Below are 13,430 nucleotides of genomic sequence, written 5' to 3'. Positions count from 1 at the left end.
TTGACTCTCAGTCGACATAAGCGCACGATCCCCGGCAATAATAATTAGGGAGTTCCAAGATGTTGACCCGATTTTTAACTTCGGTTGCGGTGGTGGGCCTGACTGCGGGCGTCGCAGCAGCCGACTACAAGCTGACAATTCTGCACACCAACGATTTCCATTCGCGCTTTGAGCCGATCAACAAATACGACAGCGGATGCGGTGCGGAAGACAATGCGGAAGGTAAGTGCTTTGGCGGCTCGGCGCGCCTTGTTACGGCAGTTGCCGATGCGCGCGAGCGCGCAGAAAACTCGATTCTGGTGGATGGAGGTGACCAGTTCCAGGGGTCCCTTTTCTATACCTACTACAAGGGCAAGGTCGCGGCCGAGTTCATGAACAAGCTGGGCTATAACGCCATGACCGTTGGCAACCACGAGTTTGATGACGGCCCCGAAGTGTTGCGGGGGTTCATCGACTCGGTCGACTTCCCGGTCCTGATGTCCAACGCTGATATTCGCGACGAAGAGCTTTTGACGGACAGGATCAAGAAATCGACTGTTATCGAGGTGGGCAGCGAAAAGATCGGCCTGATCGGTCTGACCCCAATCGACACGGATGAGCTTGCCTCGCCCGGCCCCAACGTCACGTTCTCGGACCCGGTGCCAGCCGTGCAGGCCGAAGTCGATAAACTGACGGGTGAGGGCGTTAACAAGATCATCGTTCTCAGCCACTCCGGCTATGGCGTCGATCAGCGCGTCGCGCAAGAGACGACCGGCGTTGATGTGATCGTCGGCGGACATTCAAATACGTATCTTTCGAATGTGTCGGATAAGGCGGCAGGTCCGTACCCAACGGTGGTAAACGGCGTACAGATCGTTCAGGCCTATGCCTATGGCAAGTTTCTGGGCGAGTTGAACGTCACTTTCGATGACGACGGCAAAGTGGTCGAGGCAGTTGGCGAGCCTTTGATCATGGACAACGCAGTAACCGAGGATCAGGCCGCGCTGGACAGGATTGCGGAACTGGCGGTGCCTTTGGATGACATCCGTAACAAGGTCGTTGCAAGCGCTGCGGAAGCTGTTGAAGGGGATCGCTCTATTTGCCGCGTGCAGGAATGCCAGATGGGCAACCTGGTCGCCGATGCGATGCTGGCGCGCGTGGCGGATCAGGGCGTTCAGATCGCCATTGCCAACTCGGGTGGGTTGCGGGCGTCCATCGACCCTGGCGATGTAACCATGGGCGAAGTTCTGGCTGTACTACCTTTCCAGAACACATTGTCGACCTTCGAAATCAGCGGACAGGGTGTCATTGACGCGCTGGAGAATGGCGTAAGTCAGGTGGAAGAAGTGAAAGGTCGTTTCCCGCAGGTCGCTGGTCTTAGCTTTACCTGGGACCCAAGCGTTGCGCCGAACGAAGGACGCGTCAGCGAGGTGATGGTTGCCGACGGTGACGGTTTTATACCGATCGACCCGAACAAGACTTACCTTGTCGTCACCAACAACTTTGTTCGCAACGGCGGTGACGGGTACGAGATGTTCGAAGGCGACGACAAGAACGCCTATGACTTCGGCCCGGACCTTGCGGATGTAACCGCAGAATACCTGGCGGAAAATGCGCCCTATCAGCCCTATGTCGACGGGCGTATCAAGCAGAAATAACTGGGTTTACGACAAAGAAAAAAGCCGCATCCTCGTGATGCGGCTTTTTGGGGAACCGATCAGCTGAAATCGTATTCCGGCCAGAGTTCGGGGTCGATCCCGTCGAGCATCGGCTTGATATGCTCGACAACCCCGCGCCAACCTCCGATAGACTTGGTCGAGATCTTGCTGCGCACCTGATCAATGCTGGCCGTGCGCACCTGTTTCGTGTTCTTTTCAGGGTGCATCATCGTTTCGTTCCACTCCAAATCGCAGAACGCGGCGACCTGCTGGCTGTAAGTTTTCGGGTCTGCCACCAGTTCTTCGTAAGGCACCGTCAGAATACGATTGCCGAACACGGCATCCCAATGTGCCATGTAGCGACGATACATATTTGCCGAATGGGCGATGGCCTGCATATTCGAGGCATAGCGCATTCCACCGGCAGGAAAACACCTGATCCATTTGGACAATCCAACATCACGCGGATCGCGCAGCATATTAATAATCTTTGCCTTTGGGAAGGCAGACAGCAGGAAGCCGATACGTTGATAATTGTGCGGCATCTTGTCGACAAAGGCGACAGAGTCGCCCGGAATGGGCGGCATCAATTCGAGGAATTCCCGCGCGAGTTCAGACGCTTTGGCAACGTCGTACTTCATGCCTTTTTTCTCATATTCACGCGACAGGTCGGCCCCCAAAGTCAGTTCACCGCAACCGGATATTCCGGGGGCTGAACTCAACATCATTTCCATCAATGTCGTGCCCGAGCGGGGCTGACCCAGTACAAAGATTGGTGTTGGCCCCTCGGCAAAGCCAGACTCTGGTGCATCTGAATCGACGGGGAACAAGCTGGTGATCCGGAACAGTTTTTCCTCTTCATCGGCCGAGACATAAGGGTTGCCTTGGTGCTGAATATCATTGGCCCGCGCGTAATGCGGCATGGCGGCATTCAAACCGTCTAACTTTGAAATCAAATGCGCCTTGGCGAACTGGAGTTCCAGCTTATCATCTCCCTTTTCGGAGATGGCTTTATTTACGGCTTCCAGCAGCTCCGGAGCTTCCTCTGTAGTTGCCATTGCCGATAATTGCAGCAAAGCCGACACATGCTCGGGTTCGTTTTGAAGAATGCGCCTCAGTATTGCTTTGGACTCGTTCTTTTCGCCGGTTTGGTGAAGGTCTATAGATTTTATAAGGGCAATTTTTGTGTTCTCGGGGTCCAGCTCGTAGGCGCGGGCGACATCCCGCGAGTTTTCATCGTCAAAGCCGATATTGGCGTAAGCTCTGGCACGTTTAGCAAGAAGGTCCACATTGTCTGGATCGCTCTCCAGCTTCCTGCTCGCATGTTCGATCATCATGCGCCAGTTGGTGCCTTTGAGGTGAATTTCATCCAGCACGCGGTTCAATTCCTGGTTGTTGGGGAATTGCTCCAGCTTTTGTTCGGTATATTCCAGAGCCTTGGGAATTTGCCCGGTCTGCATCAATGCATTCGCCAGGTTTTCAACAAACTGCAGGTCGTCCGGTTTCATCCGCGAGGCTTCAACAAAATGCGGAATTGATTTCTTGTATTGCTTCATCTCGGTCAAGACAAAGCCGGCGATGGCATGATAATCTGAGTCTTTTGGGAATTTCTTGACACCCAACTGGGCCTTTTTCAAAGCTTGCGGCAGCTTGCCTGCTTCCAGAAGGGCCAGTGCTTTGCTCTTAAGGGATTGCGTTGTCTGGTTTTCCATGTGACCCCGTGAAATCCTGTGCCTGTATCAAGAATGTATCGGTGGTTCATTACCCATGTGCGGACGGTTTGCAATAACTCTTCCCAACGACGCAATGGCGCAGCTGTTTTCGGCGCGCCCGGCAAACGCTCTGCCTGCGGTGCCGAATTTCAATGTTTGTCCGACAAATCAGGTACATGTCGTGCGTAGTGGCGAAACAGGGCGCCATCTGGACGCGCTGCGGTGGGGATTCCTGCCTCATTGGTACAAGACCGAAACAGCGGGGCCGTTGCTGATCAACGCCCGGGCCGAGACCCTGGCGGACAAACCCGCCTTTCGCGATGCTTGCCGGACACGCCGCTGTCTGATCTTAGCGACCGGGTTCTATGAATGGACAAAAACGAAACAGGGAACGCGCCTGTCCTGGTATATCCACCGTCAGGACAAAGCTCCGATTGCTTTTGCCGGGGTCTGGCAGGACTGGGGTCCTGAAGGTGAACGGCAGGGCACCTGTGCAATCGTGACGACGGCTGCCAACAAAAGGCTTGAGGTCATTCATCAGCGAATGCCCTTGATCGTAGAACCCGAAGACTGGCCATTGTGGTTGGGTGAAGCCGGAAAAGGGGCCGCGCGGCTGATGCAGCCGGGGCACGAGGATGTGCTGACCTTCCACCGGGTCAGTCCTGTGGTGAACTCGAACCGGGCCAGCGGGCCAGAGCTGATCGAACCTTATGACGCGTGACCTTTTCTTTAGAAACGCAGCAAGCTAAACCTTCGGCATGGCTCTGAAACTTCCTGACCTGACCCAACTTTACGCGCACGGGTATGATACCGTGATCGACGTTCGCAGCCCTGCCGAGTTTGCCGAAGATCATCTACCGGGTGCAATAAACCTGCCTGTGCTGAACAACGAGGAACGCGCCCGGGTCGGAACCATTTATGTACAAGACAGCCCCTTTCTGGCGCGCAAGCTGGGCGCTGCTTTGGTGTTCCGCAATGCAGCCAATCACATCGAACACCACCTCAGCCATCATGACGGAGCGTGGCGCCCCTTGGTCTATTGCTGGCGCGGTGGACAGCGTTCCGGATCATTCACATGGATGTTGCAGCAAATCGGTTGGCGCGCGGAAGTTGTTGAGGGCGGCTATCGTACCTACCGTCGATTGGTGAACGCTTATTTGTACGATGATCCCTTGCCACATCGGCTGATCGCGCTGGACGGCTACACCGGCACCGCAAAAACCGATCTTTTGGCTCTGTTGCACGCACGAGGTGTACAGGTTCTGGACCTTGAAGCGCTGGCCAACCATCGCGGGTCCTTGCTGGGCGAAAGGCCTGGGGGGCAGCCCAGTCAGAAGGGGTTTGAATCTGCTCTGTCCGCTGCGCTGTGCGCAATGGACCCGGCGCGTCCAGTCGTGGTCGAAGCGGAATCCTCCAAAATTGGCAGCTTGATTCTGCCACCCAGCCTTTGGAACGCGTTGTGTAAGGCTCCGCGCGTGAGCATTACGGCTTCGATTGAAGCACGTTCGGCCTATCTGGTGCGGGCTTATGACGACATTCTGTCTGACAGTGACCGATTGCGGGACCGGTTATCACCGCTGCGGTTCCATCGCGGGCATGAGGTCGTGGACGGGTGGCTGCGCTTGATTGATGCGGACGAAAAACAAGCGCTGACACAGGCGTTGATGGAACAGCATTATGATCCCGCATACACCAAATCCCGACAATCCCGCCCGGTACAGGTGTTGGCCAATCTCGATATCGCAACTTTGGACAATGCGGGGCTGAGCGACGCGGCCGCGCAAATTGAAAGCCTGCTGAATCAGCTGTGAATGCGCAAGCCGGGTGTGCTGGTCAGTTGGCCAATGATCATTGCCGGATATCCCGCGTCCAGAAGATCTTGCAGAAGAGTTTCGGCGTCCTTCGCATTCACGGCGGCCAGCAGGCCCCCGGCTGATTGCGGATCAAAAAGCAGCGCCGCCTTGCCCCCGGACGGAAGATTGGGCGCAATCGCGCTGTTGTCAGCAAAAATCGTTGACCGGACCCCCTGATCCGTCAGCGCAAGAGCACCGTCCATCACCTTTACAGCGTTCAGATCAAGCATGGCGCCGCAATGCGATGCGTCGCAGATGCCTTGCAGATGCCCGGCCAGACCAAACCCGGTCACGTCGGTCATCGCATGGGCGTTGGCCAAAATGCGGGCTGCATCGCCCTGCGGCTGTGTCATATGTTTGTAGGCTGCCGCGACCCAGGCCCCTTCGGCAAGACCGGCCATTTCCGCTGCCATCAGAACTCCGCTTCCCAAGGGTTTGGTTAGGATCAGGCGATCTCCCGGCTGCCCGCCCGCCAATGTAATCGGGGTAGCCTCACACAGGCCAGTCAGCGTGAAACCAACAGTCATCTCATCGCCCATTGAACTGTGCCCGCCCACGATTTCTGCACCCGCAGCGCGCATGACGTCACTCGCGACTGACATGACTTCGGACATTGTGCGGCTTTGCAGGGGGGCGGACATGCGCGGCAGGATGATCGTTGCCGTGGCCGCCTGAGGCGCGGCCCCCATGGCCCAGATATCCCCTAGGGCGTGAACCGCGGCAACACGCGTCATCAGTGCGGGATCGTTGGTGAAAGCCCGCAGATGGTCGGACGTCATGACTTGCTGCGCCCCGCCTGTTTGCAATAGCGCGGCATCGTCGCCGGGCAAGGTAGTGACGTCGGTACGAGTAGGGGCGGGGAGGGATTTCAGGGCGATTTGCAATGCGTCGCGCCCGATCTTTGCTCCACATCCTCCGCACATGGGCTTTTCACCCAAAACCCCATCAAGCCCAGCGGCCCGGTCGCGTGGCAGGGCGGGCGGTGTCATTCGCGGCAGGTCGCGAAACATTTTCATGAAACTCTGGTCGATATGGTTCTTCCAGGCCCACATCAAAGGGCCGCTGAACGATGTTCCCAAACGCTCGGCCAGTGCTGACTTGCCACCTAGTGAGATCAGTTTGAGATAGTCTTTTTGCGGTGTGTATTTTCGCATCCGTCCCGCGCCGAGCGCCGCGCGCAGATTATCGAACAAAACCGGCGCTTCGCGCACCGCATAGACGCCAGCTTTCGGTCTGGGGTTTTCCGAAAGATGGGCGCAATCCCCGGCGGCAAACACAGCCGGATCACTGGATTGCAGGTAGCTGTTCACGCGGATGTATCCGTCCTGAAGGTCAAGCCCTGTATTTGCGATCCAGTCATAGGCGCGTGCTCCGGCGGCACCGGTCACGAAACCAGCCGGAATTGTGCGCCCGTCCTGTAGTTCCACGTGATCCTGCCCGATCCGGGTGATCACCGTGTTTTCGATCACCTCCACGCCAAGATCATGCATTGCAATCCGGATTGTTGCCGCCGCCTTGGGTTTGGTTGCAGTCAGGGCCGAGGCACTATCGATCAGGGTAATCTGTGCCGCCCGCCCCCTGGCCTTTAACGCGTGCGCCATCGCCATGACCAGTTCGACGCCCGCGACGCCGCCGCCGATCACAGCGACCGAGGCCGGCCCTTGACCCTTTAGATACTCGGCCCATTTCGCAGCAAAAGGTCCCAACGGCTTGGCTGGCACTGCATGTTCCGCAAAGCCCGGCAGGGCGGGCATGTCCGACGTGATCCCTACATTGACCGAAGCCACATCGAAGCCTACCGGAGGATGCCCGGGGACGTGCACTTCATGTGTTTCGGTGTCGATGCCACTGACCGCACCCAAGATCACACGTGCACCTGCGAAACGGGCCAATCTGACAAGATCGATATCCAACTCCCACCGGTCGTAATGACCGGCGACATATCCGGGCAACATTCCTGAGTAGGGGGCAGTGGGGCCGGGGTTGATCACGGTTACCCGCGCGCCGGGCAAAGGGTTCATTCCCCATTTGCGCAGCAGCAGGGCATGGGTGTGGCCGCCGCCAATAAAAACCAGATCACGGGTCAGGGGCAGCGGAGATGTGTGCATTTGTGTTAATTCGCGCTGTGGTCCGGAACATCCTCGACCTGCTCGACCGCGTGGGTGGCCCAGAGCTCATCCTCGCCAGCATCGGGCAGGTCGCTGGGCAGTTCATGACGGTGAATGTGCCATTTTGCAATGAACAGGGCCGTGATCGGAGCCGTCAGGAATAGAAACAGCGTGATCAGAAGCTCGTGTAGCGACAGTTTGCCTTCCAGCAGAACGGAATGGGTGATCGAAGCCAGCAACACCCCGCCCACACCCAAAGTTGTCGCTTTGGTCGGCGCGTGAAGGCGCGACATAGGGTCATTCAACTTGATCATGCCGAAGGACCCGACAAACCCGAAGATACCCGAGACTATCAGGAAAACGGCGATCAGCAGCTCTGCAAGGAATGTCATATCGCCCTCATTCGATGATGTTGCCGCGCAGCATGAAGCGCGCATAAGCCACGGTTGAGACAAAACCCAGCATCGCGATGATCATCGCCGCTTCGAAGAAAATCTCGGTCCCTTTCGACAGGCCATAAAGGATCATCAGGGCAATCGTATTGATGACCATCGTATCCAGAGCCAGAACCCGTGTCCCAACGCCGTCCGCGGTAATGATCCGCCACAGACACATCATGATCGCCGCGCCGAAACAGGCAAATGCAAAGTAGATTGCGTATTCGATCATTCGAAAATCTCCTTCAGGCGACGTTCATAGCGTTGCTTGATTTCGTCGCGCACCTGATCCGGGTTCGGCGCGTCCAGGCAATGAACCAGCAGATTGTGCCCCTGTGCCGACAGGTCGCAACTGACGGTGCCGGGCGTCATCGTGATGGTTCCGGCCAGCACGGTTATGGCCTCGGGTGTCCGAAGCTCCAGCGGAATGCTAACCCAGTTGGGCCGCCGGTCTTCATTGCGTTTGAAGAGGACGATCCGGGCCACCGTCATATTTGCAACGACAATATCCCACAGCACCACGATCATGTATTCGGCGACCATGGGCCAGTTGCGCAGCTTGGGCCTGTCGGGCCAGTAAGGTTGTGTGACGAAGGGAATGATGATTCCAAGGATCAGGCCAAAGACCAGAGAATTCAGTGACGGGCTGTTGGCCAGCAGAATCCAGACGATCGTCAACAAAATGGTCAGGTGCGGGTGCGGAAAAATCCGGTGTAGCAGTTTCATCACTCGGCCCCTCCCAATACGGCGGAGATGTAGTTTTCGGGCATAAACAGCTGCCCTGCGGTTTGGCTTGTATATTCCAGCGCAGGACCCGCGAACAATGTCAGCAGGATCAGGCCGGCTACGGCGCCAAACACGGCAGTAAAGGCCAGACCGGGTTGCGGTTCAGGTGCGACCGGTGCAGGGGCAGCTTCATTTTCCGCTGGCTCAGCTATCGGAACAGCCTGAGTGTCGTAACTTTTCCAGAAAATCAAAGTTCCGGCTCGGGCCAACCCGATTATTGTGACGAACGAGCCGATCAGAATCACGGCCCAGACCGTCGTGGCATCCGAAGCATCGCGCGAGGCGTCCAGCACAAGCAGCTTGCCAATAAAGCCGGACAAGGGCGGCATCCCCGCCATCGCAATCGCCCCCACGAAGAACAGCGCGGACACCAGCCCGCTTTGCGGCATGGGTGGCGTTGGTGCGATGGCCCCGCCGCGCCGCGCCATCACCAGATCGGCAACCAGGAACAGCAGGGCTGTCGCCAGTGTCGAATGGAACACATAGTACAGTGCCGCGGCTGTTGCATCAGGCGTGAATTGCGAGATTGCGATCAACAGGGTGCCCATGGATGCAATCGCGCAGAACGCCACCATGCGGGCGATGTGTTTTGACCCCAGAATGCCGATAGCCCCGACAGCCAAAGTGACAAGTGCAGCAGGTTGCAACCACGCACCCACCAGTCCCTGTGTTGCGGCGACATCGGGGCCAAAGGCCAGTGTGAACATCCGCAGAATCGAATAAGCCCCGACCTTGGTCATGATTGCAAACAGGGCCGCGACGGGCATTGGCGCATTGGCGTAGCTGGCAGGTAGCCAGAAATGCAGGGGCAGAACGGCGGCCTTGATGCAAAAGACCAGCAGCAAAAGAACCGCGCCAACCCGCAGCAATGCCGTATCCTCGGCCGGGATTTCTGCTACCCGTAAGGCGATATCTGCCATGTTCAGTGTCCCAGTCACGCCATAGATCGTGCCCAAAGCAAACAGGAACAAAGTCGATCCCAACAGGTTGTAAGCGACATATTGCACACCCGCCTTCAACCGCACCGCACCGCCACCATGGGTCATCAGGCCATAAGAGGCGATCAGCAGAACTTCGAAAAACACGAAAAGGTTAAAGGCATCTCCGGTCAGGAAAGCGCCGCAGACACCCATAAGCTGAAAATGGAACAGGGCGTGGAAATGCTTGCCCCGGTTGTCCCAGCCTGTTGCAATGGCGTAAAGCACAATCGGCAGGGCAAGCAGAGCTGTCAGCAAAACCATCATGGCTGACATTCGATCCAGCACCATGACAATGCCAAACGGGGCAGGCCAGTTGCCAAGCTCGTATACCTGAATATCTCCGCCCGAGGCCTGTGCCGTGATCGTCAAGGCGATACCCAACAGGGCTACAACACCGGCAACCGAAAAGATGCGCTGCAAATCCAGATGGTATCGCAGGACCATGATGTTAAACGGAGCCAGGATCGCGGGCAGGACGATCGGCGCAACGATCCAGTGGTTCATGCGTCTTCTCCTGCTGCATCTACGCTGTCCTGCGCTGTCATGTCGATATGGTCATCCTTGGAGGACAGGTACGCGCTGAGCGAGATCATCACGATCACCGCGGTCATCCCAAAGGAAATCACAATTGCGGTCAGCACCAGCGCCTGTGGCAGAGGATCGGTATAAGTGACGTCCTTGTATTTGTTCAGAACCGGGGGGGCGTTCAGCGCAAGGCGCCCGGTCGCGAACAGGAACACGTTGACCGCGTAAGTAATCAGCGACAGGCCCAGAATAACAGGGAACGTCCGGCGGCGCAGGATCAGGAATATTCCGGCAGCGGTCAAGATACCGACGGCAGAGGCTACGAGCGCTTCCATCAGGCCTGCTCCTTCTCTTGTTCTTGTTCCGGTGGAGAGTCCCGCAGAGGGTTGATATCCATCGGAAATTCCTGTGCCATTCCGGGTTGCCATGCAAAGCGGGACAGGCTGTCGAGCGCCAGCATTACCGCGCCCAGAACCGCAAGGAACACGCCCGTGTCAAACAGCATGGCGGTGGCCCATTCGAATTCCTCAAGTGGCGGCCAGTGGAGATAGCCGAAATCACTGGTCAAGAAGGGGCGTTCATTAAACCAGGCCCCCAGACCCGTGGCTGCGGCGATCAGGACGCCCCAGCCAATGGTGCCATGGTAATAAAACCGCTGCCGCTCAATCGCCCAGGTATAGCCGCTGGCCATGTATTGCATCAGATAGGCGATGGCGACGATCAGCCCGGCGATAAAACCGCCGCCTGGCTGGTTGTGCCCACGGAAGAAAATATAAGCCCCGACCATCAGCGCAATTGGCATCATCACGCGGGTCGCCACAACCATCATCAGCGGATGTGAATCACCGGATTGAGGCCAATGCGGTTTGCGATTCAGCAGGTAACTGCGGACATTGGTGCTTAGCACGGATTCCGTCAGCGCAAAGATAATCAGCGCGGCAATGCCCAGCACGATGATCTCGCCAAACGTATCAAAACCCCGGAAGTCGACCAGGATCACGTTGACAACATTGGTGCCGCCACCACCCTTATAGGAATTGGCCAGATGGAATTCTGAAATCGTTGGAAATGCAAAATCGCGCATCATCATCGCGTAGACCAGCGCGCCGGTGCCAAGACCGGCAACGACGGAAATCGCGGCATCCCGCCATCGCCGCGCCGCGCTGCTGTCCCACGGCGTCTCGGTCGGCAGGAAGTTCAGCGACAGCAGCAACAAGATCATCGTTACCACCTCGACCGAGATTTGCGTCAAGGCAAGGTCAGGAGCTGAAAGATAGTTGAACGCGATGGAAACGATCAGGCCCACGACACCGATCAAAACCAGCGACAACAGGCGGTTCCGGTGGAACCACATGATACCAAGCGTCGCGCCCACCAAACAGATCCAGCCGATGATCGGAATGATCTGCGCTGGCAGCGGAACGCGTGTTTCCACACCGATGGTGCCTGTCGAATAGGCGTAATAACCAAGGCCTACAGTGAAGGCGACGAAGATGACCGCATAGCGGCTGAGAACACCGTTATGCATTTCATCGGTTATCCAGCGGCTTAACCTGGTCAGCGCGTCGATGATTGCCTCAAAGATCACCTTGGCCTCGGGTCGGGGCAGGGCATTCCAGACCTGCTCGCCGCGTTTGTGCATTGCCAGCAGGAACAGGCCGCCCAACGTCGCAACAACCGACATGTAAAGTGCAGGCGTGAAGCCATGCCACAGTTTGAGCGAGTAATACGGCAGCTTCTCTCCGCCAATTACCGCGCTGGAAACCACGGCGATCAGGGGGCCAACGATTACTGCGGAATTCAGACCGATCAGGACGACCAGCACCACCAGCAATGCGGGTGCCAGCCACAGCCCGACAGGCGGGTCATGCGGATGGGCGGGATAATCGTCTCGCTGGGGTCCAAGGAAAACATGGCTGACGAATCGGAAAGAATAAGCGGCCGAAAACAGCGCTGCCAAAAGTGCCAGTCCCGGAACCAGATAATGTGAATGCAACCAGGTGGTATGGACGGTCTCTTCCAGCATCATCTCTTTCGACAAAAAGCCGTTCAGCGGCGGCAGACCCGCCATGGACAGGGCCGCGATGGTGCCGATGGTAAAGGTGATCGGCATCAGGTGGCGCAGACCGCCCAACCGCTTCAGGTTCCGCGTACCGGTCTCGTGATCCACGATCCCGGCGGTCATGAACAGGGCAGCCTTGAAGGTCGCATGGTTGATGATGTGGAAAATGGCGGCCACGGCGGCAATTTTGGTGCCAAAGCCCAGCAGCATGGTGATCAGGCCCAGATGGGATACGGTCGAAAAGGCCAGCAGCGCCTTTAGATCATCCTTGAACAGCGCGATGACCGCACCCAGCAGCATGGTGATCAGACCAGTCGTGGCCACGATGTAGAACCAGGCATCTGTTCCTGCCAGAACCGGCCACATCCGCGCCATCAGGAACAGACCGGCTTTCACCATGGTGGCCGAGTGCAAATAGGCGGAAACCGGTGTCGGTGCGGCCATCGCATGCGGCAGCCAGAAGTGAAACGGGAACTGTGCCGACTTGGTGAAAGCGCCCAACAGGATCAGGATCAACGCCGGCAGGTAGTAGGGGGACGCCTGAATCAGTTCCTTGCTCTGCAAAATGACACTCAGGTCATAGGACCCAACGATATTGCCGAGGATCAGCATCCCGGCGATCATCGCCAACCCGCCCGAGCCGGTGACGGCCAAGGCCATGCGCGCGCCCTGACGGCCATCGGGCAGATGTTTCCAATAGCCGATCAGCAGGAATGAGCTGAGCGATGTAAGTTCCCAGAAAACAATCAAAAGTAGGATATTGTCGGACAGGACAATACCAACCATCGCCCCCTGAAATAGCAGCAGGTAGGTATAGAACTGCCCCATCGGGTCTTCGCGCGACAGGTAAAACCGTGCGTAGAGAATGATGAGCAATCCAATGCCGAGGATCAGCAAGGCGAAAAGAAATCCCAGCCCGTCCAGCATGAAATTCGCGTTCAGGCCCAACCTCGGTATCCAGTCAAACCGGGCAGTCACGACGTCTCCGCGCATGACCGAAGGGATGTGGATCAGCAGCCCCATCAGGGCCAGAAATGTGGTCAACCCGGCTGCGGATGCGGCAGCGTTTCGGCCCGCGCGGATCAGCAGTGCGGGAAATACAGCACCAAGGAAGGGAAGGGCCGCGATAAGGAATAGGGACAAGTGCGATACTCCGGTCTGGGCGGTCAGGGTGAGGTCAATTTTGTAAGGATATTTTGCCGACTGTCCAGAGATGGCAACTTTTTAACGAGCTGAAATGGATCACCAAGGTATTGGCGGCGCAGCGCATTAATGACGCGATCTTGATCTGCGAGCTGTCTTTCACCGCGCAACCTGCTGTTTGGTTGTG

Annotated in this window: 11 protein-coding genes; 3 read left to right on the top strand and 8 right to left on the bottom strand. The window is 57.2% G+C overall.

Annotated elements, in window-relative coordinates:
• Positions 1-59: 59 nt before the first annotated feature.
• Positions 60-1,637 carry a bifunctional metallophosphatase/5'-nucleotidase gene (locus ACR3FC_RS04060; RefSeq protein ID WP_480473529.1) on the top strand — a complete coding sequence of 526 codons (1,578 nt, stop codon included), beginning with the start codon at positions 60-62 and terminating at the stop codon, positions 1,635-1,637.
• A gap of 59 nt (positions 1,638-1,696) precedes the next feature.
• Here ACR3FC_RS04060 and ACR3FC_RS04055 read toward each other — a convergent pair whose 3' ends face one another.
• Positions 1,697-3,349, bottom strand: coding sequence for a tetratricopeptide repeat-containing sulfotransferase family protein (locus tag ACR3FC_RS04055; RefSeq protein ID WP_480473528.1), 1,653 nt, complete (start codon positions 3,347-3,349; stop codon positions 1,697-1,699).
• 55 nt (positions 3,350-3,404) lie between these two features.
• Here ACR3FC_RS04055 and ACR3FC_RS04050 point away from each other — a divergent pair, with 55 nt between their 5' ends.
• Together ACR3FC_RS04050 and mnmH are read left to right on the top strand one after the other, a co-directional pair.
• Positions 3,405-4,070 carry an SOS response-associated peptidase gene (locus ACR3FC_RS04050; protein ID WP_480473527.1) on the top strand — a complete coding sequence of 222 codons (666 nt, stop codon included), beginning with the start codon at positions 3,405-3,407 and terminating at the stop codon, positions 4,068-4,070.
• Positions 4,071-4,107: 37 nt separating this feature from the next.
• Positions 4,108-5,160, top strand: a complete 1,053-nt coding sequence (mnmH, locus tag ACR3FC_RS04045; RefSeq protein WP_480473526.1) for a tRNA 2-selenouridine(34) synthase MnmH — start codon at positions 4,108-4,110, stop codon at positions 5,158-5,160.
• Here the strand turns inward: mnmH and selD are convergent.
• The 7 genes from selD to ACR3FC_RS04010 are packed head-to-tail and all read right to left on the bottom strand — an operon-like array spanning position 5,151 to position 13,243.
• Positions 5,151-7,310: a selenide, water dikinase SelD gene (selD, locus tag ACR3FC_RS04040; protein ID WP_480473525.1), complete on the bottom strand. Its 2,160-nt coding sequence runs from the start codon at positions 7,308-7,310 to the stop codon at positions 5,151-5,153. The genes mnmH and selD overlap by 10 nt on opposite strands.
• 5 nt (positions 7,311-7,315) lie before the next feature.
• Positions 7,316-7,702 (bottom strand): Na+/H+ antiporter subunit G, encoded by a 387-nt coding sequence (locus ACR3FC_RS04035; RefSeq protein ID WP_480473524.1) that lies wholly within the window; start codon positions 7,700-7,702, stop codon positions 7,316-7,318.
• A 7-nt stretch (positions 7,703-7,709) separates the two neighbouring features.
• Positions 7,710-7,979 (bottom strand): K+/H+ antiporter subunit F, encoded by a 270-nt coding sequence (locus ACR3FC_RS04030; protein ID WP_209503286.1) that lies wholly within the window; start codon positions 7,977-7,979, stop codon positions 7,710-7,712.
• Entirely contained in the window at positions 7,976-8,473 is a 498-nt protein-coding gene (locus ACR3FC_RS04025; protein WP_480473523.1) for a Na+/H+ antiporter subunit E, read from the bottom strand. Before ACR3FC_RS04025 ends, ACR3FC_RS04030 begins: the two co-directional genes overlap by 4 nt.
• A complete protein-coding gene (locus tag ACR3FC_RS04020; RefSeq protein WP_480473522.1) occupies positions 8,473-10,017 on the bottom strand; it encodes a monovalent cation/H+ antiporter subunit D in 1,545 nt (514 codons plus the stop codon). Before ACR3FC_RS04020 ends, ACR3FC_RS04025 begins: the two co-directional genes overlap by 1 nt.
• Positions 10,014-10,373: a Na+/H+ antiporter subunit C gene (locus tag ACR3FC_RS04015; protein WP_480473521.1), complete on the bottom strand. Its 360-nt coding sequence runs from the start codon at positions 10,371-10,373 to the stop codon at positions 10,014-10,016. The genes ACR3FC_RS04020 and ACR3FC_RS04015 overlap by 4 nt, the downstream gene beginning before the upstream one ends.
• Positions 10,373-13,243, bottom strand: coding sequence for a monovalent cation/H+ antiporter subunit A (locus tag ACR3FC_RS04010; protein ID WP_480473520.1), 2,871 nt, complete (start codon positions 13,241-13,243; stop codon positions 10,373-10,375). The genes ACR3FC_RS04015 and ACR3FC_RS04010 overlap by 1 nt, the downstream gene beginning before the upstream one ends.
• Positions 13,244-13,430: the final 187 nt, after the last annotated feature.

The organism is Ruegeria sp. AF3, from assembly GCF_056536285.1.
Note: the sequence above shows the minus strand (reverse complement) of the source record. Positions and strands in the feature narration are given on the sequence as shown.